Origin of the sequence: Lactobacillus sp. ESL0263 (assembly GCF_003692845.1) — a bacterium.
GTDB lineage: Bacteria > Bacillota > Bacilli > Lactobacillales > Lactobacillaceae > Lactobacillus > Lactobacillus apis.
Genome location: NZ_REHL01000003.1, coordinates 25,978 through 51,051 on the forward strand (window position 1 = coordinate 25,978; position 25,074 = coordinate 51,051).

20 protein-coding genes, 3 tRNA genes and 1 pseudogene are annotated in these 25,074 nt (G+C 36.2%); 20 read left to right on the forward strand and 4 right to left on the reverse strand.

What is annotated here, in order from left to right; translation table 11 throughout:
* Nucleotides 1-196 precede the first annotated feature (196 nt).
* From F5ESL0263_RS01575 to F5ESL0263_RS01605, 7 genes are all read left to right on the forward strand, one after another.
* Complete coding sequence (locus F5ESL0263_RS01575) at nt 197-1,195, forward strand: NAD(P)-dependent oxidoreductase (protein ID WP_122034362.1); 999 nt, start codon at nt 197-199, stop codon at nt 1,193-1,195.
* A gap of 187 nt (nt 1,196-1,382) precedes the next feature.
* On the forward strand, nt 1,383-2,099 hold the full coding sequence (locus tag F5ESL0263_RS01580) for a GntR family transcriptional regulator (RefSeq protein WP_074426396.1): 717 nt from the start codon (nt 1,383-1,385) through the stop codon (nt 2,097-2,099).
* A 30-nt stretch (nt 2,100-2,129) separates the two neighbouring features.
* Complete coding sequence (locus F5ESL0263_RS01585; protein WP_122034364.1) at nt 2,130-3,293, forward strand: SIS domain-containing protein; 1,164 nt, start codon at nt 2,130-2,132, stop codon at nt 3,291-3,293.
* 151 nt (nt 3,294-3,444) lie between these two features.
* The gene (locus F5ESL0263_RS01590; protein WP_109715145.1) at nt 3,445-3,933 is read left to right on the forward strand and encodes a PTS sugar transporter subunit IIB; all 489 of its coding nucleotides are present in this window, start codon (nt 3,445-3,447) and stop codon (nt 3,931-3,933) included.
* A 10-nt stretch (nt 3,934-3,943) separates the two neighbouring features.
* Nucleotides 3,944-4,858 carry a PTS sugar transporter subunit IIC gene (locus F5ESL0263_RS01595; protein WP_122034366.1) on the forward strand — a complete coding sequence of 305 codons (915 nt, stop codon included), beginning with the start codon at nt 3,944-3,946 and terminating at the stop codon, nt 4,856-4,858.
* Nucleotides 4,845-5,663, forward strand: a complete 819-nt coding sequence (locus F5ESL0263_RS01600) for a PTS system mannose/fructose/sorbose family transporter subunit IID (protein ID WP_074426349.1) — start codon at nt 4,845-4,847, stop codon at nt 5,661-5,663. Before F5ESL0263_RS01595 ends, F5ESL0263_RS01600 begins: the two co-directional genes overlap by 14 nt.
* Before the next feature lie 64 nt (nt 5,664-5,727).
* A complete protein-coding gene (locus tag F5ESL0263_RS01605; RefSeq protein ID WP_109715148.1) occupies nt 5,728-6,129 on the forward strand; it encodes a PTS sugar transporter subunit IIA in 402 nt (133 codons plus the stop codon).
* 55 nt (nt 6,130-6,184) lie between these two features.
* Here the strand turns inward: F5ESL0263_RS01605 and F5ESL0263_RS01610 are convergent, their stop codons facing one another.
* Nucleotides 6,185-8,203: a hypothetical protein gene (locus F5ESL0263_RS01610; protein ID WP_122034368.1), complete on the reverse strand. Its 2,019-nt coding sequence runs from the start codon at nt 8,201-8,203 to the stop codon at nt 6,185-6,187.
* A 471-nt stretch (nt 8,204-8,674) separates the two neighbouring features.
* Between F5ESL0263_RS01610 and F5ESL0263_RS01615 the strand changes: the two genes are divergently transcribed.
* Nucleotides 8,675-11,374, forward strand: a complete 2,700-nt coding sequence (locus F5ESL0263_RS01615; RefSeq protein ID WP_122034370.1) for a TIM-barrel domain-containing protein — start codon at nt 8,675-8,677, stop codon at nt 11,372-11,374.
* 175 nt (nt 11,375-11,549) lie between these two features.
* Nucleotides 11,550-12,542, forward strand: coding sequence for a tagatose 1,6-diphosphate aldolase (locus tag F5ESL0263_RS01620; RefSeq protein ID WP_122034372.1), 993 nt, complete (start codon nt 11,550-11,552; stop codon nt 12,540-12,542).
* 248 nt (nt 12,543-12,790) lie between these two features.
* Here the strand turns inward: F5ESL0263_RS01620 and F5ESL0263_RS01625 are convergent, their stop codons facing one another.
* Together F5ESL0263_RS01625 and F5ESL0263_RS01630 are read right to left on the reverse strand one after the other, a co-directional pair.
* Nucleotides 12,791-13,951, reverse strand: coding sequence for an SLAP domain-containing protein (locus F5ESL0263_RS01625; RefSeq protein WP_122034373.1), 1,161 nt, complete (start codon nt 13,949-13,951; stop codon nt 12,791-12,793).
* A 256-nt stretch (nt 13,952-14,207) separates the two neighbouring features.
* Nucleotides 14,208-14,969: a MurR/RpiR family transcriptional regulator gene (locus F5ESL0263_RS01630; protein WP_109715153.1), complete on the reverse strand. Its 762-nt coding sequence runs from the start codon at nt 14,967-14,969 to the stop codon at nt 14,208-14,210.
* A gap of 118 nt (nt 14,970-15,087) precedes the next feature.
* On the opposite strand from F5ESL0263_RS01630, the gene pfkB reads away from it, so the two are divergent.
* From pfkB to F5ESL0263_RS01650, 3 genes are all read left to right on the forward strand, one after another.
* A complete protein-coding gene (gene pfkB, locus F5ESL0263_RS01635; protein ID WP_122034375.1) occupies nt 15,088-16,020 on the forward strand; it encodes a 1-phosphofructokinase in 933 nt (310 codons plus the stop codon).
* Nucleotides 16,020-17,921 (forward strand): fructose-specific PTS transporter subunit EIIC, encoded by a 1,902-nt coding sequence (locus tag F5ESL0263_RS01640; RefSeq protein ID WP_122034418.1) that lies wholly within the window; start codon nt 16,020-16,022, stop codon nt 17,919-17,921. The genes pfkB and F5ESL0263_RS01640 overlap by 1 nt, the downstream gene beginning before the upstream one ends.
* A 595-nt stretch (nt 17,922-18,516) precedes the next feature.
* Nucleotides 18,517-19,179 carry a hypothetical protein gene (locus F5ESL0263_RS01650; RefSeq protein WP_122034377.1) on the forward strand — a complete coding sequence of 221 codons (663 nt, stop codon included), beginning with the start codon at nt 18,517-18,519 and terminating at the stop codon, nt 19,177-19,179.
* Nucleotides 19,180-19,259: 80 nt separating this feature from the next.
* Here the strand turns inward: F5ESL0263_RS01650 and F5ESL0263_RS01655 are convergent.
* Nucleotides 19,260-19,553, reverse strand: a pseudogene (locus tag F5ESL0263_RS01655) (UTRA domain-containing protein); the annotation flags it as partial.
* 427 nt (nt 19,554-19,980) lie between these two features.
* Between F5ESL0263_RS01655 and F5ESL0263_RS01660 the strand changes: the two are divergent.
* The 8 genes from F5ESL0263_RS01660 to F5ESL0263_RS01695 all read left to right on the forward strand — a co-directional run bounded on the left by F5ESL0263_RS01660 (nt 19,981) and on the right by F5ESL0263_RS01695 (nt 25,033).
* Nucleotides 19,981-20,232, forward strand: coding sequence for a GntR family transcriptional regulator (locus F5ESL0263_RS01660; protein WP_122034380.1), 252 nt, complete (start codon nt 19,981-19,983; stop codon nt 20,230-20,232).
* A 96-nt stretch (nt 20,233-20,328) separates the two neighbouring features.
* A complete protein-coding gene (locus F5ESL0263_RS01665; protein ID WP_122034382.1) occupies nt 20,329-21,387 on the forward strand; it encodes an SEC10/PgrA surface exclusion domain-containing protein in 1,059 nt (352 codons plus the stop codon).
* Between the two features lie 102 nt (nt 21,388-21,489).
* Nucleotides 21,490-22,005 (forward strand): GNAT family N-acetyltransferase, encoded by a 516-nt coding sequence (locus tag F5ESL0263_RS01670; protein ID WP_122034384.1) that lies wholly within the window; start codon nt 21,490-21,492, stop codon nt 22,003-22,005.
* Between the two features lie 118 nt (nt 22,006-22,123).
* Nucleotides 22,124-22,195: transfer RNA gene (locus F5ESL0263_RS01675), tRNA-Gln, on the forward strand.
* 163 nt (nt 22,196-22,358) lie between these two features.
* Entirely contained in the window at nt 22,359-23,540 is a 1,182-nt protein-coding gene (locus F5ESL0263_RS01680; RefSeq protein WP_122034386.1) for an aminotransferase class I/II-fold pyridoxal phosphate-dependent enzyme, read from the forward strand.
* 62 nt (nt 23,541-23,602) lie between these two features.
* A tRNA-Tyr gene (locus F5ESL0263_RS01685) sits at nt 23,603-23,684 on the forward strand.
* Nucleotides 23,685-23,691: 7 nt separating this feature from the next.
* Nucleotides 23,692-23,763: transfer RNA gene (locus tag F5ESL0263_RS01690), tRNA-Gln, on the forward strand.
* A 154-nt stretch (nt 23,764-23,917) separates the two neighbouring features.
* Nucleotides 23,918-25,033: a hypothetical protein gene (locus F5ESL0263_RS01695; RefSeq protein ID WP_122034388.1), complete on the forward strand. Its 1,116-nt coding sequence runs from the start codon at nt 23,918-23,920 to the stop codon at nt 25,031-25,033.
* The last annotated feature ends 41 nt before the right edge of the window (nt 25,034-25,074 follow it).

Genomic DNA, 25,074 nt, shown 5'->3' on the forward strand with positions numbered 1-25,074 from the left:
TAATTGAACAGTAAAAAATAAATAATTAAATTTAATCGCACACATAAGAACTATGATCTAAAAATCATAGTTTTTTTTATGATAAAAATGCTATGGTGAATTGAATTACCTTAATCCGCTATAGTTTGCTGGATAAAATATGTGCTATTATTATATTCAATAACAATTTTTGGGTTTTGAGTTAGGGAGAATTTTAATGTTTAGAGTTGTAGCATATGGTGTGCGAGAAAACGAAGTAGAGTATTTTAAAAAATTAAATAAATATGATTATGATTTACAACTTGAATCAGAATTATTAACACATGAAAATATTGAAACTGCCAAAGGTGCTGATGCTGTTTTGCTTAGAGCAAATTGTGAGGCGGACGATATTAACTTAGCAAAGCTAAATGAGTGGGGTATCAAGTACGTTTTCACTCGAACAGTTGGCTATAATCATATTGATTTAAAGGCAGCCGCTAAATACGGGATGGAAGTTGCACGAGTTCCTGCATATTCACCATATGCAGTAGCAGAGCTAGCAATGACATTAGGAATGATGCTCTTTCGGCATACGGCTTTGGCAACAAGCATGACTGAACAAGGTGATTTTAGTGTTGCAACTGCAACTTTTTCAGGTGAAGTTCATTCCAGTACTGTTGGAATTGTTGGCATTGGTCGAATTGGTGCCACTGAAGCTCAACTATATAGTGGCATGGGAGCTAAAGTATTGGGCTATGATCCTTATCCTAGTGATTTTGCAAAGCAATATGTTACTTTTGTTAGTCAGGATGAGCTATTAGAGAAGTCTGATATCGTTTCAGTTCACGTTCCTTATTTTCCTGGACAAAATGATAATTTAATTGATAAGGGATTTCTAGCTAAAATGAAAGAAACCGCTGTTCTTGTTAATACTGCACGTAGTGAATTAGCGGATTATGCCGCAATCACTTCTGCAGTTAAAGCCGGCCATATTGCAGGGTTTGCAAGCGACGTTTTACCAAACGAAGCAGAAGTCTTGGGACACGACTTTAAAGGCAAAATTACGGACGAAACAACTAAAGCACTAGTTGATTTATATCCGCGAGTTTTATTAACCCCACATATTGGTTCATATACCAGTCCAGCTTTAACTGACATGATTGCAGTTAGCTATGATAATTTTCATCAAGCTATAGAGACTGGCAAAACAGACAACGACGTTAAATTAGATTAAAGATAATATTTAAACTCCGTATTAATCAAAGATTAGTTGATTAATATGGAGCTTTTTTGTTAACTAAAATTCAGAAAAAGAGACTTTTCCATAAAAACAAAACTGTTTAAAAATTAATTGAAATAAACCGCTTTCTTTGCTAAGCTTTAAGTGGTATCAACCAGTTAAAGAGAAAGGGAGTGTGTTAATGCAAAAACCACTTTACCGACAGGTCATTCGAGATTTAGAAAACCAGATTAGACAAATGAAGCCTAATGAAAAATTGCCTAGCGAACGCCAATTATTAGTAAAGTATAGCGTTAGTCGAAATACGATTAGGCTTGCTTTACAGGATTTGGAAGAACGCGGGCTAATTTATCGTCTCCATGGCAAAGGGACTTTCGTTTCAAGTAACTTTTTAAGTCAACCTAACATCGGCGGGATGTACTCGTTTACTGAAGAACTTAAAAAAATTGGGCAGAAGGCCTCAACGCAAAATCAAAGTTTGTCGCTAATCGTTCCTGACGAACATATTGCCACACAGCTAAATATGGCTTCGACTGAAAAGGCATATAAATTAGTCCGCTTACGATTAGCTAATAATCAGCCACGAATTTTTAGCACATCTTATTTACCAGAAAAATTATTTCCTGGACTTGAACTGTCAGACTTAAATGACAAGCCTCTATATGATGTGATGAAGGAAAAGTATGATCAGATAAGTGTGATGGCTTTTGAAGATGTCCAAGCAGTTTGTCTTAACCAAGAAGAAAGTGAAAACTTGGCAGAAAAAGTCGGTTCGCCTAGTTTGAAAATTTTCCGAAAAACAATTAATGATAAAAATGTACCAATTGAATTCACGATTTCGTTAGCGCGAGGCGATAAATTTGTTTATCGGTCAAGACAATATAACGATTTATTTTAATATTTATAACAACTAAGGAAGGTTAAAAAAATGTTTACTAAAACTGATGAAGAATTAACAAAAATGGGTGCAAAGATCACAACACGTGAAATTGAACAACAACCAGAATTATGGCAAGAAACCTGGTCAATATATCAGAATAATAAAGCAAAAATAACTGACTTTTTAAATCAAGTTCAAAATCAATGGGGCAAAGTAAGAGTGATTTTCACAGGTGCAGGAACTAGTGCATACGTAGGAAACATGATAATGCCTTATTTACAAAAGAATGGCGATCGTACTAAGTACAATTTTGAGGCAATTGATACAACCAAAATAGTTTCTACACCAGAAGACTATTTAGAAGAGCAAACTCCAACTATCTTGGTATCATTTGCTCGTAGTGGTAATTCACCTGAATCAGTGGCAACTGTTGAATTAGCTAAAAAACTAGTCAAAAATTTGGCCCAAATTGCAATAACTTGTGCACCTGAGGGACAGTTAGCTCAAGACTTAAAAGATGATGCTAATGGATTAGTACTATTGATGCCAGAGAAATCTCTTGATCAAGGATTTGCGATGACCGGATCATTTTCTTGCATGAGCCTAATGGCACTACTTGTTTTCGACACTTTGGCAGATAATCGTAAGGAAAAAATAATAGGTCAAATTGCACATATGGGACAAAGTGTTATCGAACGAGAAGATGAAATTCAAACTTTGGTTAATACAGACTTTAACCGTATTGCCTATATTGGAAGTGGATGTTTAGGTGGATTAGCAGAAGAGACACGACTCAAGATTCTAGAGCTAACTGCTGGCGAAGTAGCAGCATTATTTGATACTTCGATGGGCTTACGTCATGGTCCAAAGTCATTTTTAGATAAGAAAACCATTGTTTTTGACTTTGTATCTAACAACACATACACAAGACAATATGACTTAGACATTTTGAATGAAATTAGAGACGATCAAATTGTTCCATTAGTAATGGCAGTTGGACAAGAAAAAGACGGTCAAAACTTTTCAGGAAAGGCATTTACATTTAGCGATGAAGAGCTGTTACCTGATGCTTACTTGGCACTACCAGATGTAATGTTTGGTCAAACAATCGCCTTATTAACTTCAATTAAAGTTAATAATAAACCTGATACACCATCACCAACAGGTACGGTTAACCGTGTGGTCAAGGGTGTAACAATTCACGAATTCTAGTTTTAGAGAATCATTACTATATAAAATATTTTTATAAGTAAACTTTTTATCAGGAGCATATTGACAAAAAGTGGTTGGTACCTTAATATGAAGTTGTGAAAGCGTTTTAATTAATATTTAGATTTCCTTATAAAGATATGGAGGAAGAAATATGAATATTGTGGGGGCAAGAGTCGATGAACGCTTAGTTCATGGTCAAGTTGCTAATCTTTGGACACCAAATTTGCAAGTAGAGCGAATTATTGTACTTGATGAAAAAGCGGCACAGGACGACATTCAAAAAAGTGGTCTAAGGATGGCAACACCAATGACTACAAGATTAAGTGTTTTACCAACTGAAGTAGCTGCTGATCACTTAAAGAAGAATCGTTATGGCAATCAGAGATTGTTTCTTGTTGCAAAAAGGCCAGATAAGTTTCTTGATCTTCTTAATTTAGGAGTTGATCTCGATACAATCAATGTTGGTAATATGTCAAAACAAGATGATACTACTGAGTTAACTAAACAGGTTAACATCAATGCTGATGAAGCTCAGACTTTCAGAGAAATTGCCAATAAGGGCGTTAAGTTGATTGCACAGCTCAATCCTAGTGTTGATGCTCGTGACTTGATGAAATTAATTGATGAAAAAATGAAGTAGGAGGAAGAAAATGGCTTGGTGGCAAATATTACTGCTTACTTTGTATGCAGGATTAGAAATTTTAGACGAACTACAAGTTTATTCAGCATTGAATACACCAGTTGGTGCCGGCTTAATTGCTGGTATTATCATGGGCGATTTGCCAACGGGATTATTCATTGGTGCTTCAATGCAATTAACCGTTTTAGGAATCGGTACTTTTGGTGGAGCATCAAAGATTGATGCAACGACTGGTACAGTCTTAGCAACAGCCTTTTCTACCACTGTTAAAGGAATGAGTCCACAAACGGCTATTTCTTCAATTGCTGTTCCGGTTGCTGCAATTATGATTGAATTGGATATTTTAGCTAGATTTGCAAATACCTATTTCTCTCACAGAATCGATCACTTAATTGATCAAGATAAGATCAACTATAAGGCAGTTGAACGAAATGTTTTATATGGTGCAATTCCTTGGTCCTTATCTCGTGCAGTCCCAGTCTTTATTGCTTTAGCCTTTGGACGTGGCCTTGTACAAACTATCGCTAACGCACTAAATGGTGATTTATTATGGCTAGGTAATGGATTAGCAGTTGCTGGTGCTACTTTACCAGCTGTTGGTTTTGCAGTTTTATTGCGTTATCTACCAGTTAAAAAGCATGCCGCATACTTGATTTTGGGTTTCACGGTTACCACATTGTTCTCAGTTCTCTTTAGCAGTATTCAAGCACTTGGAACTGGCCTATCTCAAGTTAATAAAGGCTTTACTTCAATTTTCAATGGTTTACCAATGCTTGCAATTGCAATGTTAGGACTAGCTCTTGCAATTTTGCACTATAAGAGCATCCCACTTACAAAGGGTGCTGCCCAAACTACTGAAAAACAGAGTAACAATGCAAATTCTGATTCTGACGATGAAGGAGAGATTACTGATGACGAACTCTAAACCTAAATATAAATTGACGGATCAAGATTTCAATCAGATTAACCGGAGATCACTCTTTGGCTTTCAACTAGGTTGGAATTATGAAAAAATGCAGAACAGTGGCTATCTTTACACGATTTTGCCACAATTACGTAAAATTTATGGTGATGATACACCTGAATTACGTGAAATGATGAAGACACATATGCAGTTCTTCAACACTTCTAATTTCTTTAATACGATTATCACAGGATTGGATCTTGCCGTTGAAGAGAATGAAGGAATTGAAGGTAAGGATACTGTAACTGGTATTAAAGTTGGTTTAATGGGCTCATTTGCAGCCATCGGTGACTCGATTTTTGCATCATTAATTCCAACTATCTTTGGTGCCTTGGCAGCTTCAATGGCTACGCAAGGAAATCCAATTGGAGTAATCATTTGGGTCGCTGCATGTTTGTTAATCTGTGTCTTCCGTTGGAAGCAACTTCGCTTTGCCTATGGTAAGGGTGTCTCACTTGTTACTGACATGAGAGATCAACTTAATGCCTTAACCGATTCAGCAACTGTTCTAGGTGTCTTCATGGTTGGCGCATTAGTTGCAACGATGGTTAACATTAAATTTGCTTGGGTACCACAAATTGGTAAGGTAACAATGAATATTCAAAATAATTTGGATATGATTATTCCTAAGTTATTACCGGCTGCGGTTGTGGGCTTTGTATACTGGATGCTCGGTAAGAAGGGCATGACTTCAACTAAAGCAATCTTTATTGTTTTAATACTTTGTGTCATTCTAGGTGGCCTTGGAATTGTTACAAAGATATAATAGAATATAGTGATAGTTACTAAGACATCTTAAATGATTTGATTATTAAATAGAGAGATAAAGTATGGCAGAAAAAGAGTTAATTTTAATTAGTCATGGAACCATGGCAGAAGGTGTGAAAACCAGTGCCGAACTGATTATGGGTGAACAAGAACACTTGCACACAGTTTGTTTACTACCGTCAGAAGGTCCAGATGATTTTAAACAAAAGTTTGAAGAGCAAATTTCAGGAATGAATGCTGAAGACATTACAGTTTTTGCAGATTTGATGGGTGGCACTCCAGCTAATGTGGTAAGTAGAATGATCATGAGTGGCCAAAATATCCATTTGGTTTCAGGAATGAATTTACCACTTGTAATCGAATGGCTTAACAGTCAAATGAACGGAACAGAATCCGATTTGATTACAGCGGGTAAAGCAGGAATTGTTGATGTTACTGAAATGTTAGCCAACATGAAAAAATAAAATTTGCTAAGTTAAAAGCCTAGTTCTTTTTAAAGAACTAGGCTTTTTAATTGGATTAAAAACATAACTGAATTGTTTCTAAGGGACTAAGCGGTTCGTCAATTGTAGCAATGTCATGTTCAATGTGAATTTGAACTTGCTTTCTTTCCAACTTATTACCACGTTTTCTGATGATGGTAACTGTGTCACTTGGAAGAGGTGCGGCTAGATGCCAATTAATTTGTTGGTAACCATCTAAGGTAAAGTTAGATAGCCAAGCGGCTGTACGATCTTCTTGTACAAGTAATTTAACGTTTGGCATTTCTACTAAATAGTCGGCTGGACAAATGCTATTTATCATTTGCTGTAATAGCCCCTGTTTATACGTTGTGAATTGTGCTTCCCAACCATGAGCAGGATCTTGATCTATCGGCAAGATAAGAATGTGGTCATCAACTATTGCCATTACATTACCAAGCTTTTCATCAAGTGAGTTATATGCATAAGACCAAATGCTGACATTACTATTCGGCTGATATTCCAACTTTAAGTAACTACCAGTTTGTTGCAGCATAGTGATTCGTGGGTTATCGACACCTTCAACAGTATGACCATCTGCTTGTTCAAACACTTGGTAATTTGACCTATGAAGGTGCCATTCAGCTTTTTTGATATGTAATAAACTACCTAAGCCACGATCAAGCAATACTTGGATACTCTCACCATCGAGAAGAACATGATTGTTTGCAATTAAGTCCGAGATTTGCGTGTTCGTTAAATTGCGGAGCAGTTGACCCGAAACTGCAAGAGTTTCACCAGTCAAACGGCTATTTGTTGTAAGTGGAAAAATTGTTGTGGCGAAACTAAATGATCCCAAGAGACTTGCCCAATTTTTTTCGTGAGGTAAGAGCTCTTGAATGTCTTTACCTGTCGTTGTTTGTATGTGATAGCTTGAGTCTTGATCTACTAAGATTTTGATGCCACTTAAATGGTCAATTGGCAGACGTTTTTCTACTAATTGGTTAACAAATGGTTTGATTTCCGCAAGCATTTCTGCATATTGCCAATTATTATTAATACCATTTCCCATCATATCGAAAAGGTTTAGCAAAATTCCTTGACTGCCTATTAAAGCAGTGGAAATGATTTGGAACTTAGTAAATGACAGTGATTTAACTAGCGGTGAGTACATATAGCTTTCTAGCTCAGGATATAGCTCTGCATTTTCACCTAGAAAAGCGGCAGTTATTCGTGTGTACTCTTCAAAGGCGCGCCCGTACTGCAATGGAGCCACTTCATTGTATGCAGGTAAATGGGGACGTGCAATTTTTGGATGTCCTTCTCCTGCTTGGACTGAGAACAACTTATTCCAATCGCGTCCTTCTAGGGCATGCCAGTCAGGATAGGAGGTCATTTGTGCCAAGTCAGTTTCTGGACTAACTTGATGAACTGCCTGTTCAATTAGATGCTCGGTTTCAATCATTTCGATTCGTGCTTGATCTAAATAAACTTTTCGCTCAAGTGTTGGTTCCCCTGGCTGCAAAAGTTTGGCAACAAATTCTGAGCGCGTTTCTTCATGTGGTAACTTCTGATTATAAAGTTGCATGTGATAATCACAAAAGCACATTAATTTTAGCGGTGAGTGGTTATAGTGACGAAAATCATCTTCTAGCCAGAGGCGGCGAGGATGAATACTGGCATATTGTGCATATGTTTCGGCTAAGTATTGCCGCCATTTTGGATCGGCTGGGCAAGCCATGTCTTTAGCCTTATTCCCGTCAAGATCAACAAAAGTGTTAAAACCAATTTCAGGATTAACATGATAGCCGCGATCTGAATGCATAATTGTTGTCCAAGGATTCAGACTTGTAGTAACGCCAATCTCCGCTAGCTCTTTCTGCAATGGTTTAATTGCATCAAGCCAGCGCTCGGTCTCACTTCTAGTCAAATGACTATGGTTCATTTCCTCACCGTTAATGAAAAACGCAACGTCGTCAATTTGCCCTTTTTTTACAAAATCAATTAGTTTCTGATCTTTAGCTGGAGTATTTGCCCGTGGGTCCAGCATGTATCGTAGTGTATAAATAAAGCTCATAATTTCATTCCTAATAATAAAAACTACTGAATTATTTAAATTTATCATAGCAGTTATTGATGAAATAGAACATTAGTTAAAAAAATATTAATCATTTTTAAACTATGCTATCGGTGCAAAAAAGCTAGCTGGAAAAAATTTATGCTTTGTAATCTAAATAAGTGGTTGGACCTTTAATTCACAACTATCTATTTATCTGGCATTTAAAATAGCTTATAATAACTTTTATTAATATTTTTTAATAAAAATCAAATATTTGTTAATTAGCGTGATAATTACGCGCAATTGACTTGTTAAATGAAAACCTTAAAAACTATCAGTTTATAGGAGGAAAGAGCAATTAATCAGCAGAAAGAAACCGAGCAGGTAAGAGAAGTTAAAACATTAAAACTACAAGCAATTGCAAGTGTTGAAAAACAGCGTGATTATTTTGAAATTAAATATGTAGGTGGCTTAGTAGGACGCCTATATTTGATTGATGCAACTACGTTCCGCTATTATGTTGATCCATTGAAAAAATTTCAAGAGCCGGAACAGTCTGAAGAAGGGCTACACGCACAAATCTTTGTTAAAGATGTTTACGGTTCCGCAGGGATGAATGAAGCTAGTTTAAAAGAAACTGCAAACGGCTGGCAAATTTCAACTGGAGTAATTGAGATTTGCTTCAAGCAAGCACCGGCAGTAATGTCTGTGAACAAAAATGGTCAAACTATCCTAGAAGAAGCAGAGCCACTTGAACTGACTAATGTAAAAACAATACAGACTTTGGCTAATCATAGTGCAAGCTATTTTGGTGGTGGTACACAAAATGGACGATTTAATTTAACGGGTGAAAAGATCGAAATCGTCAATACTGGTAACTGGGTTGATCAAGGTGTAGCTTCTCCAAGTCCATTTTATTGGTCCAATGCAGGCTATGGCGTCATTCGTAACACCTATAAGCCAGGCCACTATGATTTTTCTAATATTGATAGTCAGGAAATAACTATCAATCATGAAGAAGAGCGTTTTGATGCAGTTTACTTCTTTGCGGACACTGCATATGAATTACTTCATGAGTATCATCAATTAACTGGTCAGCCGATTTTAATGCCAATCTTTGGTTTTTATGAAGCTCACTTGAACGCATATAACCGTGACTATTGGGTTGAAGTGGAGCCAGATGAAAAAGGTGCAATTAAATATCCAGATGGCAAATACTATCGTGAGTATTTGCCTAAAGACTTGCCAGCAGAACTAAAGCCGCAGTCAATTAGAGAGACTTTGAATGGAGAGCATGGCGGGGTAACGTATCAATTCAGTGCACGAGCAATGCTAGAACAATATCTTGAACATGATATGCCGCTAGGCTGGTTTTTACCAAATGATGGTTATGGGGCTGGTTACGGTCAAACGGATACGTTAGAAGGAAACTTGGCCAATTTGGCGGAATTTATTAAGTTTGCCAACGCTAAAGGAGTTCAAGTAGGATTATGGACGCAACAAAACTTATCTCCAGTTGATCCTGAACATCCGAAACCAGATGATCGTGACTTTGAAAAAGAGCTTGTTGCTGGTGTAACTGCATTGAAAACTGATGAAGCTTGGGTTGGTAATGGTTATTCATTTGGTTTAAACGCTACTCAAAGCACAGCTAAAATGGTTGAAAAAATAAAAGGAGATCAGCTCCGTCCATTTATTCTCACGCTTGATGGCTGGGTGGGTACCCAGAATACAGGCGCTGTTTGGACTGGGGATGAGGTTGGTGGAGAATGGGAGTATATTCGCTTCCAAATTCCGACATATATCGGCGAAGGGCTTTCTGGTCAGCCAAACGTTGCTTCTGATATGGATGGCATCTTTGGTGGCGAACATCCAATTATTAACACCAGAGACTATCAATGGAAAACATATACACCAATTGAACTTAACATGGATGGTTGGGGCAAAAATCCCAAGAACCCTTTTGTTTTTGGCGGTATCACAACTAAGCTTAATCGGGCGTACCTGAAACAAAAATCAATGATGCTTCCTTATAGCTATAGCATTGCGGCTCAAGCTTCCTTTGAGAGTAAGCCAATGATTCGTGCAATGTTTTTGGAATATCCAGAAGTTCCGGAATACTACACTAATTTAGTTAGGTATCAATATCTCTGGGGACCTAATTTCTTGGTAGCACCAATTTATCAAGATACGGCAAGTGATAAAGATGGTAATGACGTACGTAATGAGATCTACTTACCTGATACTGAGCAAATTTGGATTGACTATTATACAGGTCAAGAATATCAAGGCGGACAAGTTATCAATAACTTTGATGCACCTTTGTGGAAATTGCCTGTCTTTGTTAAAGCTGGGGCAATTATTCCGATGGCACCTGCAACGAATACACCGCGCGACTATCTGAAACTAAAGAAACAACGACAAATAGTGTTTTATCCTGCTGGTGACTCCAATTTCACGCTTTATGAAGATGACGGTATTTCGGCTAAATATCAAAAGGGTGAGTATGCCCAAACAAGAATAACGAGTCAGTTGGCCGATAATAATTTGACAATCAAGCTTGAAAGAACTCAGGGTGGGTATGAAGGATTTGATCCTGAAAAAGTAACTGAACTAGATATTAGAACTAAGAAAGCCCCTGTAGCTATTGAAGTGAAGGCTGGAAATGATGAGATTCAGCTAACTGAGGTAAATAGTATAGAAGAATTTGAAAAGCAAGCTAATTGTTTTTATTTTGACCAACACTATTTAACTAATCCATATTTGAAAGAATTCGATCCAAAGCTTGAACAATCCTTTTTAAGAATGAAAATTAGTCAGACTGATGTTGTTCAAACTGATTTAATAGTAAGTATTACTGGGGTTGATGACACTCCTGTTGCTGTTAATAAGATTCCAGCAGTAAATGATACTGTGGCTATTCCAGTGGAACTTAATCAAGATGAGACTAAAACAACTGACACTGCTATTAGTGTTTTGTGGGAACCAGTTCTTCGTAGTGAGAGTTATCAACTAAAAATTGATCACCTTTTATACACTAATATCAAAAAGCCACAGTTCACTTTGAATAGTTTAAAACCCAAAACCCTACACGAATTTCAGGTACGTGTTGTAACTGAAAAGGGTGTATCTGCTTGGAGTCCAAAGGTTAACTTTAAGACAAAAATACAAGTTGAAAAAGAGAAATAATTTTCGAACTAAAAAGAAATATTTTCAGTAAATCAGACATTTTACAGAAAATATTTTCAAAAAACTCCACATACTTGGAAACCTTTACAAATATGTTAGCGCTTCTTTAAAACGGCATTGTATCGGTATATAATAACAGTGTGCGATTAAAGAAAATACTAAAAGGAGACATATAATGAGAACAATTTCTGCGGCAGTTGCCAAACATATGGAAAATTTGTCAACAACTGATGGGGTAATTAGCGCTTTAGCAATTGACCAACGTGGTTCACTTAAACAAATGTTGGCAGATGCTGCTAACAAGCCAGCTGATGAAACAACAATTGTTGATTTTAAAAAGGCAGTTTCAAGTGAATTAACGCCATATGCTTCGTCAATTTTGACAGATCCAGAATATGGTTTACCAGCAACGAAAGTAAGAGATAAGAATTGTGGTTTACTGCTTTCATATGAAAAAACAGGATATGACACAACAGAGCCTGGTAGAATGCCTGACCTTATTGCTAATCAATCTGGTTTGCGTATCAAAAATGAAGGCGGAGACGCAATTAAGTTTTTAGTTTATTATGATCCAGATGAAGGTCAGGAAATTAATGATAAAAAACAAGCCTTTGTTGAGCGTGTTGGTGCAGAGGCAAGAGCAAATGAATTGCCATTCTTTTTAGAAGTCTTAACCTACGATGCAAATATTGCAGATGCCAAAAGTGAAGAATTTGCAAAAGTTAAGGCTAACAAAGTTATTGAGACAATGAAAGAATTTTCAAAACCTCAATATGATGTAACTGTATTGAAGGTAGAAATACCTTTTAATATTAAGTATGTTGAAGGCTTCAATGGCTCTAACAATGTTGTTTACACTCAGCAAGAGGCAAAGGACTTATTAAAAGAGCAGTCTGAAGCAACAGACTTGCCATATATCTTCCTGTCTGCTGGAGTAACCAGTGAAGAATTTATTGCCGAAATTAAAATGGCTGAGGAAGCTGGTGCTGACTTTAATGGTGTTTTATGTGGACGTGCTACTTGGAAACCATCTATTGAGCCATTTGCTGGCGAAAGTGAAGAAGCAGGTCGAAAATGGCTATCGACAAAAGGTAAAGAAAACATTGAAAATCTTAACGCAGCTCTCAAAGGTGCAAAATCTTGGCGTGAAAAGTTAAGTGTTGAATAATAGCTTCAATGTTTGAAATTAATTAACTGAATATACTTTTTATACTATTGCTGTATTGAAAAATATAGCAATAGTTTTTTGTTTGTATCTTACCGGTACTATCTGCTAATTATTAGTTCGTACTTGTTAAATTAGTTTCAATAGATCTGCAGCTGTAGATCTATTTCTCTCATCTGTTGTTTAAAGAGCAAATTTTTTACACATAAAAAGGCACTATTTTTAAGTAATGCCTTTTGCTTTTTTACATATTAATTTTGGTTATAGTAATCTATCCATTCTTGGCTGCTACCTGTTACTTCAATAAACACTAATCCAACACAAGAGGAGCGACCGTCCCAGTAATAGTTTAATCCTAAAGAACCATATGATAATTTATCGTCTTTGCCTAAAATGGTTTCATCATAGAAATTATCATTTTTTAGACTTTCAAAAATTTCAGTGGCTACATGTTCAGGGTTTCGGTCTTTTATATTAAAAATAGCAGGTGCCCCTAGATAATTACCATAATACTTATAGTTATCAACAGCACGGATTGCATTCATTCCTTTTGAAGCCAAAGACGGCAAATGCTTTTCAAGGTCTGCACCATTAATATCGTCCGCATAGATAATCATGTTAGCTGACTTTGATGAAACCTTTTTGATAAAAGTATCCAATTCTGGATTGGATTTATATGCAGGATAACCTTTTTCTATACGATAACTTTGAATTTTCTCCCACAAGTGATTTTTTACTTGTGCTAGTTGGCTGTCACTAAAATATACTGCATATCCTAGTTTATCATTACTATTTGCAAGTAAACTTCTAACTTCTTTTGGTGTTGGCTTATCGCTTCGATCTGATAGCCATGTATCAATTTTGTCAGTGGAATCACTGGTCTTATCTTTTTCAGTATTAGTTGTAGTGCCACTACTCTTAGCAGTAGAAGCTAAAATATACTGATTATTCCCAAGTTTGTAGAATAAATATCCTTTAATTTTAGTAGTGCCATATGCAACTTTTTGTGTACCAGCAGAAATAAGTTTACCTGTCGATACAAATTTACTATTGAAAATCATAGCAGGCTTAGTCAGTGTTATTTGGAATCCGTTGTTTGCTTTTCCTTGGTTTGAAATAGCAGATACATTGGTTGATTTAATATACCGTGCCTTTGACAAACAGTAGTATTTTTTACCTTTTATATTTATTGTGCCGTGTGTAGTGAAGACTTGCCCTTTTTTCAAACTTTTACCGTGTTTTCGTACACCGCGCTTAGTATATACATATGCGTTGTGCTTGAGCTGCACCATTGTGGTAGCAGCATTTGCTGTTTGCGTGAGAGGAGCTGGGCTTTGTTTACTATTCAAGCTAATTCCTAATAATGTAATGCCAAGAAGAATAGCTATATACTTTTTTATTTTAGTTTTCATTTTTAAATTCCTTAAGATGGTATTTTATAATTTGATAGATCCTGTGTTTATAATACATTATGGTCAAATTAAGGTAAAGTCGGTCACTAGTCTGTAGACGGTTATCCTTTTTATGACTTAAAAGTCTAATACATAAAAGGCATTCTCCAAACTAATATTTGGAAAATGCCTTTTTGCTTAAATTTTTAGTTTTTCTGACAAGATACAACTGACCATTAAGTTAAATGTTAGGTAAATTCAAGCATAGCTATTATTGCTACTTACTTTTATAAAAATTAGTTCGAACAGAATATGCATCACTAAAGATACGCGTCATGATCTGTAGTGGCAAGCGTGATCTGACCTCATATTCAGGGAAATAATTTGTTTTTGACTGGTAGCCAATAAATGAAAGCGTTGAATAGTGACTAATACTGCCATTTGAATTCGTCGAGAACGTTAAAATTGGAATATCGTTTTTGTTTAAAATTTTAGCTGCAGCAACCAATTCTTCAGTTTCACCGTTGAGGGTAATAAAAATCACTAACGAGTCAGGTTTAATTTTTTTAGCAATTGTTTTGATGATATTGGGATCCGAATGGAACTCACAGTACTTACCGGTAAGCTGAAGCTTTACCATCATCTCATTTGCGATTGATTCTGATAAGCCGCGAGCAAAAATATAGACTAATTTAGCTTGTTTAGTCATTGAAATACTGTCTTCAAGCGTACTATAGCTCAAATTATGGAGTGTGTTGTTCATTTCAATTTCGTTTTTAGTAATCACACTACGGATTTTATCGTCTGCGTCATTGAGAACACTAAAAGAAGAGGAGGAGTTACTCTTGAGCTTTAATGATTCACGATAGGACGTATAACCACTGTATCCCATTTTTTGCATTGTTCTGACAATTGTAGCTGTAGAGACATGAGCAAATTGGCTTAACTTAACAATCGACATTTTCGCAATCTTATCAGGATTGTTTTCTACAATATTCCACAAATGTAGTTCAGCAGAACTTAATTCTCTTGATGACATTCTTTTACCCCTTTTGTAAATGTTTTTCTGCTTATTCAAGTAAACGCTATCATTATTGAAAATCGTTACACTCTATAGCCTATATAATAATCCAAAAGGTGGTAAAGGAGAGAATACTTTGATATACACAATAACTTTAAATCCAGCAATTGATTTAGTAATTGTAACCAAAAAATTAGAGCCTAAGGTTGTTAATCGAACTGAGCGGTTTGAATTGCAACCTAATGGTAAAGGTGTCAACGTTTCATTTATTTTAAAGAAACTAAATATTGACAGTATTGCAACAGGAATAGGTGGTGGTTTTACATTAGATTATGTTACATCGGGATTAGAAGATAGTGGGATTAAGGCCAACTTCTATAAAGTTGATGAACCAACTAGGGTTAATGTTTTTACTAATGTAATTGATCAAAATACTGAATATAAAGAGGTTAATCCAGGTCCCATAATTAGTCAAGCTGTCCAAGAAAAGTTTTTGAACTACTTGGATTCTAGCGTTCATAAAAACGACATGATTGTAATTTCTGGAAGTTTTTCTAGGGGAATTGAACCTAACTTTTTAGTTAAGATTGCTCAAATTGCAGAAAAAAATGCAGTCAAATTAGTAATTGATTGTAGCTACCTGGCAGTTTTGGATACATTAAAGTTTCATCCATTTTTGCTTAAACCAAATGATGATGAACTTGCCACTTTTTTTAATTATCACGGTGAGATGACACAAGAAAAGATAATCGAGCTTGCACAAAGATTAATTAGCCTGGGGTGTCAGAATGTCCTGGTTTCACTAGGAGCACAAGGGGCTGCGTTAGTTAATGAAAACACTGTACTTTATGCTAATGCACCTAAAATCAAGTTAGTGAATTCAGCTTGTGCAGGTGATACGATGCTTGGAACATTTATTGGATTATTATCCAAGGGCAAACCAGCTAAAGAAGCTCTTAAAACAGCAGTTGCTGCAGGTAGTGATACAGCTAGCAGATTGGGATTAACCAATTTTGAATTAGATGAGCTATTGCCACAAATTACAGTTAGAGAAGGGAAGACTGAATGATGACTAAATATGACTTGGTGGGAGCAACTGGTTGTGCAACCGGTGTTGCCCATACTTTTATGGCTGAGGAAGCTTTAGAAAAAGCTGCTCAAAAGCTGGGATATACAATTAAAATTGAAACGCACGGTCAGACTGGTATTGAAAACAAATTATCACCAGAAGAAATCAAGGATGCCAAGGCAGTCATAATTGCTTCTGATATAGATGTTGGAACAGATCGTTTTGCTGGAAAAAGACTAGTTATGGTGCCAGTTGCACGAGGTGTAAAAGATCCAGATGCACTAGTGAAGAAGGCTCTAACAGCGCCTATTTATAAAGAAGGGCAGACGGCCAAAGGAGAAAACGAAGCTAGTGCGACACAAACGCAGAATTTCGGCAATAAGATTTATACTTCATTAATGAATGGTGTTTCTCACATGTTACCGTTTGTGGTAGCAGGCGGTGTCTTAACAGCTATTTCCTTTTTCTGGGGAATTGACTCTGCTAACCCGAAAAGTAGTGAGTATAATCAAATTGCTGCAATGTTAAATACGGTCGGTGGTACCACGATGAACCTGATGGCACCAGTTTTGGGAGCTTACATAGCTGAAGCCTTTACACAAAGAACTGGTTTCGTAGTGGGACTAGCAGCTGGATTTGTGACCTTTAATGGAGGTGGCGGATTTTTAGGAGCAATTGTGGCAGGTTACTTGGCTGCAATCGTTGTTACGCTATTACAAAAATTATTCAAGCCATTGCCTGACAATAAATTTAGAGGCTTAAAGTCAATCTTCTTACTTCCTGTCCTTGGCGTTTTAATCACTGGTTCAATTATGTTTATGTTGAATACCCCAATTAAGGTAATTAACGTTGGTCTAATGAACTGGCTTAGAGGATTTGAAAATACTAATCCTGCATTATTGGGGATTATTATCGGTGTAATGTGTGCATCTGACTTCGGTGGCCCGATTAACAAGGCAGCATATGTTACTGGAACAGTCCTTTTAGCACAAGGAAATTATTATTTTATGGCTGGTGTTTCAGCTGCTTGTATTGCACCACCTTTAGCAACAGGTTTTGCAGTTCTATTTAATCCTAAAGCATATTCAAATAGTGAAAGAGCTGCGGGTTATGTTAACTTTTTGTTAGGTTCAACTCACATTACAGAAGGTGCTATTCCATTTGCAGCTAAACATCCGCTTTGGAATATACCTGCATTCATGATTGGTTCAGCAATCGCTTCGGTTCTAACTTATATTACACGTATCACGGTTCCTGCACCTCATGGTGGTTTTATTGTTTTACCTTTAGTTAATAAACCATTTTTATGGGTTCTATGGATATTAATTGGTTCAGTTGTTTCTGGAGCTCTTTTGGCACTAATTGCTGGTAGATTTGCCAAAAAAGAGCAACTTGCAACTGAGAATGTCACAGCTAGTGTTTCAAATAATGGTGAAGTAAGTGCCGATGAATCATTTGATCCTAGTGAAATTCTTGAACTAAAAAACATTCAAGTTAATGTTGATGTTGCAAGTCGTAATGATGCTTTACACTATTTAGCTGACTTTGCTGAAAGAAATGGTTTAGCAAATGATAGTGAAAAAGTATATGACAGTTATCTTAACCGTGAAAAGGAGGGCTCAACAGGAATGACTGATGGTTTTGCAATACCTCATGCCCAGTCTTCTGCAATTACCAAGTCCTCGATGATTGTTCTCAAACTCAAAAATCCAGTTGAGTGGCAATCACTAGATGGTCAAAAAATTGATACAGTTATCTCTTTCCTAATTCCACAGGTAGATAGTAATGTCCATTTACAGTACTTATCAAACACAGCTAAGCTTTTAACCCATCAGGAATTTATTACTCAGCTCAAGAATGCTAAATCACCTGATGAAATTATGGCACTGTTTAAAAATTAGCAAATAAAAAATCCTAACTTCTTAATAAGTTAGGATTTTTCTTTATTTAATTAATCCGCAATCTTTTTTGCCTCATCGAGAGCCTTCATAATAGAAGGATTTTTTGAATGGCAATCTTTAATCATTTGGATATCTTCGTCACTTAATGTAACAGTATATTTGCTCATGATTATTGTCCTTTCTGCAAAAAACTTATCTTAACTATAGCACTTTTAGTGCTAAATTTAATTAATAATGGCGAAAAAACCAGAGATAGCACCGATAAAATAGCGATTGTTATTTTTCAATCATGTTTCAAAAGCGCTCTAAAAAAATCCTAATTGCTAAATACAAACATTAGTTCTTGTATTTAGCAAATATAAGTAAATCTAGCATTATAAGTGGTTTTCACACGTTTACTAATTCAAAAAAATTCTATTACAAATGTGACAAGTATTTTTATTTAGGTAATTATTTCTTAAAAAGCGAGTGATACTTCTGTTATGGTTCTGCAATTTTTAGGTTGTAGGATATAGAACATCAAAGCGAAAGTCACTTTTGTGCTTTCAATTTGAGATAGAAAAAAAGATCGGGTTTTTTATAAGGAGAGATTTTTTTGAAGGTAAAATCTATCTTGGCTAAAACAGCAGCAGTAGCAGCAATGTCAATTTCTGGTGTAGCATTAATGAACAGCACCAATACAGACACGGTTCAAGCTGCAACAGTAGAAAATGATGCAGAAGTTGTAACTGTAAATTATGTAGATGGCAATTCTATCCGCGTTTGGAACAGCTACAAGCATCCTGAAGCTACTGGACAAATTTTGCCAAGTAATTCTTCCTGGAAAGTTATTAAAACTGCTTATGACAAAGATGGTCATAAATGGTACGACCTAGGTAAGAATCAATGGGTAAAAGCTAAATACGTTAACAAAGGCTACTACCCAGAAAATGCTTCAAGTCAAGAAGCAGTAGTTGCAGATGATAATTCAGCTAATGCGGAAGATACAAGTGTAAACTACAGCGCAAATGCGCAAAATTATGTAAGTCCAGCTGGCTCAGAATCTGAAGCTAAGGCATGGATTGCAAGTCGGGAATCCGGCGGCTCATACAGTGCACAAAATGGCCAATATATTGGCAAATATCAACTATCAGCTTCCTACCTTAATGGAGATTACTCCGCCGCTAACCAAGAGCGCGTTGCTAATAATTATGTTGCGCAACGTTATGGTTCATGGGCAGCCGCTAAGGCATTCTGGCAAGCAAATGGCTGGTACTAATAATTCCGCTAAAAATATAAATAACAATTTAACAAAAAAGAAGAGCTAGTTTAATTACTAGCTCTTTTTTTGTATTGAAATTAATGGTCAATTGCATAGGTCAGCTTATCACTGCGAAGTATTTGTGAGGTGATGTGTAAAGGTTGGCCCTTTTCATCATAAACAAAGTCTTTGATTAGCATTAATGGTGAATTCTGGTCAACATTTAGTAGAACTGATTCTTCTTTAGTTGCAAATGCTATTTTAAAAGTCTTTCTGCCAGTACTAGGTATTGTTGAAAATTGGTCCTTCAACAACTGATATAAGGGATGATTAAGGTCAGCGCTTTTTAGTTGATCAAATTTTGGTGGCAACCAAATCCATTCAAGACAAAAAGGTACATCATTATATTAATGAATAAGAGCTCAAGAAAATAGTAAATTTTAAAATTGAAATGAGAGCTTGGCATGTAATTCTAGTAGATTAGGTAATAGCTTTTTATTGCAATTAATGTGCTTAGGGAAATATAAATTACGAAAACTATAGTCTCACATTGTATTCATTTAACTTATTTATTCAAAATTATTGTAAATTCGTAAATATACTACGCAACTTGCCAAAAGTGGCGAACTTTTCTTATTTTGTAAAAAGTATAGGCAAACCGCAAATATTAGATAAATGTGTTGAATGTTTTTAGGAAAAATATATGTAACCGCAGAAGCTATTTTATGCTATTCTTTATGAATATAGAGCTAAATTGGTCGTTGTTCATAATCACTCATTAGACCTAAGAAGATATGTCTGCAAGTCAGAATATAGGTAATGAAGACTTTAAGTGAGCAATTTGATGTTAGCCGTGTTACTTTAAGAAAAGCAATTAAAGGCTTAGCTGATGATGGTTTGGTGGAAAAGATTCAAGTGGTTGGAACTTTTGTCCGACAGCCACAGAAAGTTAAACGCATTGTTAGCTCTTTGGCCATAGAGCACCGTTTATCGAACGAGTCCATTCGATCAATGAAGAATCGATTATGCTTGAATGTAATTATTTTCCCTTACCTCGTTTTAAAAAGTTGATGAAGGAAATAAAGTGGTAATAACGTATAATTAGTTTTAGAATTAAACATAAACCATAAAGAGCCGTTAGGTAAAGAATACTCTTGAGGAAGATAAATGAAGAAAAGTAAACTTGCCCTTGTCGCGATTAACCTTATTTTTTGGGTAACTGTCCCAGTACTTGGATTGACTGAGTCAAATCAGGTGGCAGCAGCTACTGTTAAAGGCTATGTCAAAACTAGAAGCAATAAAAAAGTGCGCTTATACACGATTAAAGGCAAGCACTCTAATTTTTATGCAAGTCCAAAGTATCGTTATCCATATAGTTCGAAAAAGAAAATTGGTAAGCAAAAGCATGTAGCATACAAAATTGGTAGTAATTCCCACTGGATTTTAGCCAAGGATGCGACTGTGATAAAACAACCGAGTCCTGAAAAATATGTTCAAGCCCAGCTACAAATGCCAGCGGGATATACCAAGCTAGAGCTGTTACAAGCTTATCAGGGCAATCCTAGTCAGGCTTTTATCAATGCCTCAATTAAAGGGATGAAGACTAATAGCTTTAGTCGCATTAGTGCAGCTGAAAATGAAGAAGATAACCATAATATGGTAGACTTGGCTAAACCAACACCAGAACAAATTGATACTTTAACCACTTTTTCACTCCGCTTAATTAATCAGGCTAGAAGCCAACTAGGTCTTGAATTGTGGCAAGACAGCGTTGGTGCACGAAAACTAGCGCGTGACATAGCAATCCAATATACTGAAAATAATAAAACAATCAAGGATAGCCATTACGTTACTGGGATAGTTAAAGCATGTAAGTCCAATGGACTAAATCTTGATGATAATTATGTCGAAGACATGGCAGGTTTTTATAATCCTAATAGAATAATGTCAATGACAGAATTAAAGAAAAGCGTTTATTTTGGTTTGAAACAAATGATTTTTGGCTATACAGGTAGTGGTGAAGAGGGTCGAAATGATCGCAGCAACTATCAAGAATGGGAACATGCAGGCGACCTATTTAATACTCAGGGCTCTCTACATGATGGTGATTATAACTATTATGGTTTTAGCCTTTCCCATAATAATGATATTTGCTCAATGCACTTTATCAGTATTCCAACTTATATTGTAAAAAATAATACGTATAATACTGGCTTTAAGCCATAATGAATTTGTAAAGAAGATAGTCGAAATTTGACTATCTTTTTTGTTAGCAAATAATAAAAAAATGCTAAAATTAATTATCTTGAATAAAGTGAGGGTTAGAAAATGCCAACTTATATTAAATTAGCGCAAAAAAGCGATTTACCAGAAATAATGAAGATAATTGACGAAGCAAAGCAATTAATGAAAAACGATGGTACTCCTCAGTGGCAAGAAGGAAAGCCTAATGAAGCAATATTATCTGATGATATTGAAAAAGAACGTGCATATTGTTTAATGGTTGATCACGCTATTGCAGGAATTGCTGTTTTAATGACGACCCCTGAACCGACGTACGAGCAAATTGAAGGTGAATGGAACAATGATGTTGATCAATATGCGACAATTCACCGCATTGCGATTTCGACTAAGTTCCGTGGCCAGCATCTAGGAAAAATTTTTATGTCCAACTTAATTTCTCGTGGAATGATGCTTGGAATACATAATTTTAGAATCGATACACATGCTGTTAATAAGAGAATGCAAGGTCTAATTAAAGCTACCGGCTTTGAAGAACGTGGGGTTATTTATATTGATCAAACTGAAAACGGTGCTAGAAACGCTTATGAATTAAACCTGTAGTTTTAGCTGAGTTAATAAGGTAATTACGGATATGAAAAAATAATTTTCCCTCTTGACTTACGAACAACATTTTTCTATACTATTAAATGTTGAGCGAACAAGTAAAAGCTCAAAGGAATGGGTTATAGCCAAGTGGTAAGGCACTAGTTTTTGGTACTAGTATGCGCTGGTTCGAATCCAGCTAACCCAATTGTTCTTACGAACACCCAACCCAAATAAAGGCAGTTCATTTAATTATGAACTGCTTTTTTATTATAAAAATTAATAACAAATTAAATAAATATGGTAGAAAAATAATTTCGTTAACTGTATAATTTAAAAAAAGCAAGAAAACAGAAGTTAGGGTGAAACATATGGTTAACTTAATTAATTACACTAAAAAAGGTCTAGCAGATCTTCCTTCAAATCCAATTTTGAAGTTTTCCGATTACGCAAGTAAGATTCCTGATGTTATCAAGTTCACTTTGGGTGAGCCTGATTTCGACACTCCAGAGCACATCAAGCAAGCTGCTATCAAGAGTGTTACTGATAATCACTCGCACTATGCTCCATCAAATGGAACAATTGGTTTGCGAAAAGCTGCAGCTAACTTTTTGGCTGAAAAATATGGTCAAAAGTATGATCCAGAAACTGAAGTTTTGGTTACTACTGGTGTTTCTGAATCAATTTTTGACACAGTTTTAGCGTGTCTTAACCAAGGCGACGTGATGGTTGTGCCTACTCCTGTTTTCCCACTTTATATGTCTGATGCTAATATCATTAATCAAGGAGTAGAAATTGTTAAAGTTGATACTTCTGATGATGGCTTCAAGTTAACACCAGAAAAATTACAGGCTGTGCTTGATCAATATGGTGACCGTGTTCGGATGCTAGTAATGAACTATCCTACTAATCCAACAGGGGTAACTTATACACAAGATGAGCTTGATGCATTAGCTGATGTGATTCGTGACAAGCCAATTTTTGCCTTGTGTGATGAAATTTATAGTGAACTTTGCTACGACGGTCCACACGCTTCAATGGAGAAATCATTGCATGATCAAGTTATTGTGATGAATGGTGTCTCAAAGGCATGGGCAATGACCGGATACCGGATTGGAATTGTTTGTGCGCCAAAGGACGTTTTGGAACAAATCGCTAAGGTGCACCAGACAATCGTAACGACTGAACCTACACCAATGCAGGATGCGGCTGAAGAAGCTTTTAAAAATGGGATGGATGATTCCAAACCAATGAAAGAAGAATTCCAAAAGCGGCGCGACGTTTTATATAAAGGTTTAACTGAAATTGGCTTTGAATGTGCAAAACCTGAAGGTGCCTTCTACATCTTTGCTAAAATTCCAGAAGGACTAGAGCAAGACGATAACAAATTTATTTATGACTTGGTTGATAAAGCTCATGTCGCTGTTACAAGTGGTTCATGCTTTGCAAAAGGTGGTGAAGGCTATATCCGTTTCTCATATGCAGTTGCCATGGCAGAGATTGAGGAAGGCCTAAAACGAATTGCAAAATACGTTGAAGAATATAAGAAGTAAAATAGCATAATTTTTGCTTGCAATTACGCATGTTTTTAGATAAGATAGTTAACGTGCGTAACGGAGGAGTAGCGAAGTGGCTAAACGCGGCGGTCTGTAAAACCGCTCTCTCTGAGTTCGGCGGTTCGAATCCACCCTCCTCCATTATCAGTGGGTTATAGCCAAGTGGTAAGGCACTAGTTTTTGGTACTAGTATGCGCTGGTTCGAATCCAGCTAACCCAATTAAGATTACAAACTAAAGGCAGCTCTTGATAGTTGCCTTTTTACTTTCTTTTATTGACTGTTTAAAATACAATTTTCATGCGAGAACAATGACTTGGCACTGAAAAAGAGTAGGATGATAGCTAGTTTGCTTTTTAACTAAGAAAGGAATTTTATGTCGAGACTAGTTAAAGTTGGGGCTGGAGGTAGTGAAATCGGCTGGCACGAAGCTTTAAAAGATTTACGTGCAGATGATGTATTACTTCTAGAACCGGGCTTTTATGAATTACCACAGGATACCCTGTTTTCAGACATTACAGTTAAGGGTACTGGTAGTTTACCAGAAGATACGACAATTCTTGGTTATGTTAACGTTGCGGCTGATAGTCAGTTTGTTAACTTAGAGAATTTATGCATCAATACTAATACAGATTCAAACAGCTTATTTGTGCCCGCTGAAGCAAACACTTATTTAACATTACGCAATTGCATAATTAAGGGTTACGGTAACGATACGGCAGCCATTGCTGCTAACGGTAAAGTGACCTTAGAACTGTATTCGACCATGATTTTAAATGGTTCACTATCTATTTTTGCAAACGCCGATTTTCGCTTAGAAATGAATGATTCTTCAATTGAACATGTTTCGGAAGAATTTGGTACTTTGGCACTTGAGGGTCACGGTACGGCTATTATTAACAACTCTCGTATTCATGGTAGTATTGATACTTTTACAAAAACAAATGCGGAAATTGATTTAAATAATTCCGTTACAAATTCAATGCTGCTTCAGGGTGAAGTTTGGCTGAATATGTTGAACAGTAAAGTCGTATCGGATGATGATACTTCTATGTATATTACTGATAAAACGTGGGCTAACATCATTGGTTCGGATTTTAATGGTGGAATCTATCTCGATAAAACTCCGCACGTGATTATTCAAAATAGCCAGCTTAACCGAATGATCGCAGTTAATGATGCAGAAATAACAATGATTAATTCTATTGTAGTTAATCATGCTGATTTTCAAGATAAGGCAAAGTGTTCGGCACGCAGAGTGACTTTTAATGGCGGTGCTGAATACCAATACTTTTTAGCGCTTGGTGACCAAGCATTTTTAGAAGGTCATGACCTGATTTTTAATTCTAACGGGGCCGACTTGGCAGTGAAAGATGCAGCCAAGATGCATGCAAGTGTGATTGCCAGTAGTGATGACTCGATTGCTGTTGAATGCAGTCAAGGAGCTAGTGTGCAACTTTTGGGTATGAAGTGGACCAACAAGAAAAAATAGCGCCAAAAAATTAATTTGATTTACCTTGGCTAAAATAGACC

Coding starts and splice junctions, on each gene's coding strand:
- F5ESL0263_RS01670 (WP_122034384.1), top strand. CDS start 21,490: ATGCCAACTTATATTAAATTAGCGCAAAAAAGCGATTTACCAGAAATA.
- F5ESL0263_RS01590 (WP_109715145.1), top strand. CDS start 3,445: ATGAATATTGTGGGGGCAAGAGTCGATGAACGCTTAGTTCATGGTCAA.
- F5ESL0263_RS01575 (WP_122034362.1), top strand. CDS start 197: ATGTTTAGAGTTGTAGCATATGGTGTGCGAGAAAACGAAGTAGAGTAT.
- F5ESL0263_RS01605 (WP_109715148.1), top strand. CDS start 5,728: ATGGCAGAAAAAGAGTTAATTTTAATTAGTCATGGAACCATGGCAGAA.
- F5ESL0263_RS01680 (WP_122034386.1), top strand. CDS start 22,359: ATGGTTAACTTAATTAATTACACTAAAAAAGGTCTAGCAGATCTTCCT.
- F5ESL0263_RS01695 (WP_122034388.1), top strand. CDS start 23,918: ATGTCGAGACTAGTTAAAGTTGGGGCTGGAGGTAGTGAAATCGGCTGG.
- F5ESL0263_RS01640 (WP_122034418.1), top strand. CDS start 16,020: ATGACTAAATATGACTTGGTGGGAGCAACTGGTTGTGCAACCGGTGTT.
- F5ESL0263_RS01580 (WP_074426396.1), top strand. CDS start 1,383: ATGCAAAAACCACTTTACCGACAGGTCATTCGAGATTTAGAAAACCAG.
- F5ESL0263_RS01600 (WP_074426349.1), top strand. CDS start 4,845: ATGACGAACTCTAAACCTAAATATAAATTGACGGATCAAGATTTCAAT.
- F5ESL0263_RS01660 (WP_122034380.1), top strand. CDS start 19,981: ATGAAGACTTTAAGTGAGCAATTTGATGTTAGCCGTGTTACTTTAAGA.
- F5ESL0263_RS01595 (WP_122034366.1), top strand. CDS start 3,944: ATGGCTTGGTGGCAAATATTACTGCTTACTTTGTATGCAGGATTAGAA.
- F5ESL0263_RS01620 (WP_122034372.1), top strand. CDS start 11,550: ATGAGAACAATTTCTGCGGCAGTTGCCAAACATATGGAAAATTTGTCA.
- F5ESL0263_RS01665 (WP_122034382.1), top strand. CDS start 20,329: ATGAAGAAAAGTAAACTTGCCCTTGTCGCGATTAACCTTATTTTTTGG.
- F5ESL0263_RS01585 (WP_122034364.1), top strand. CDS start 2,130: ATGTTTACTAAAACTGATGAAGAATTAACAAAAATGGGTGCAAAGATC.
- F5ESL0263_RS01630 (WP_109715153.1), bottom strand. CDS start 14,969: ATGTCATCAAGAGAATTAAGTTCTGCTGAACTACATTTGTGGAATATT.
- F5ESL0263_RS01610 (WP_122034368.1), bottom strand. CDS start 8,203: ATGAGCTTTATTTATACACTACGATACATGCTGGACCCACGGGCAAAT.
- F5ESL0263_RS01625 (WP_122034373.1), bottom strand. CDS start 13,951: ATGAAAACTAAAATAAAAAAGTATATAGCTATTCTTCTTGGCATTACA.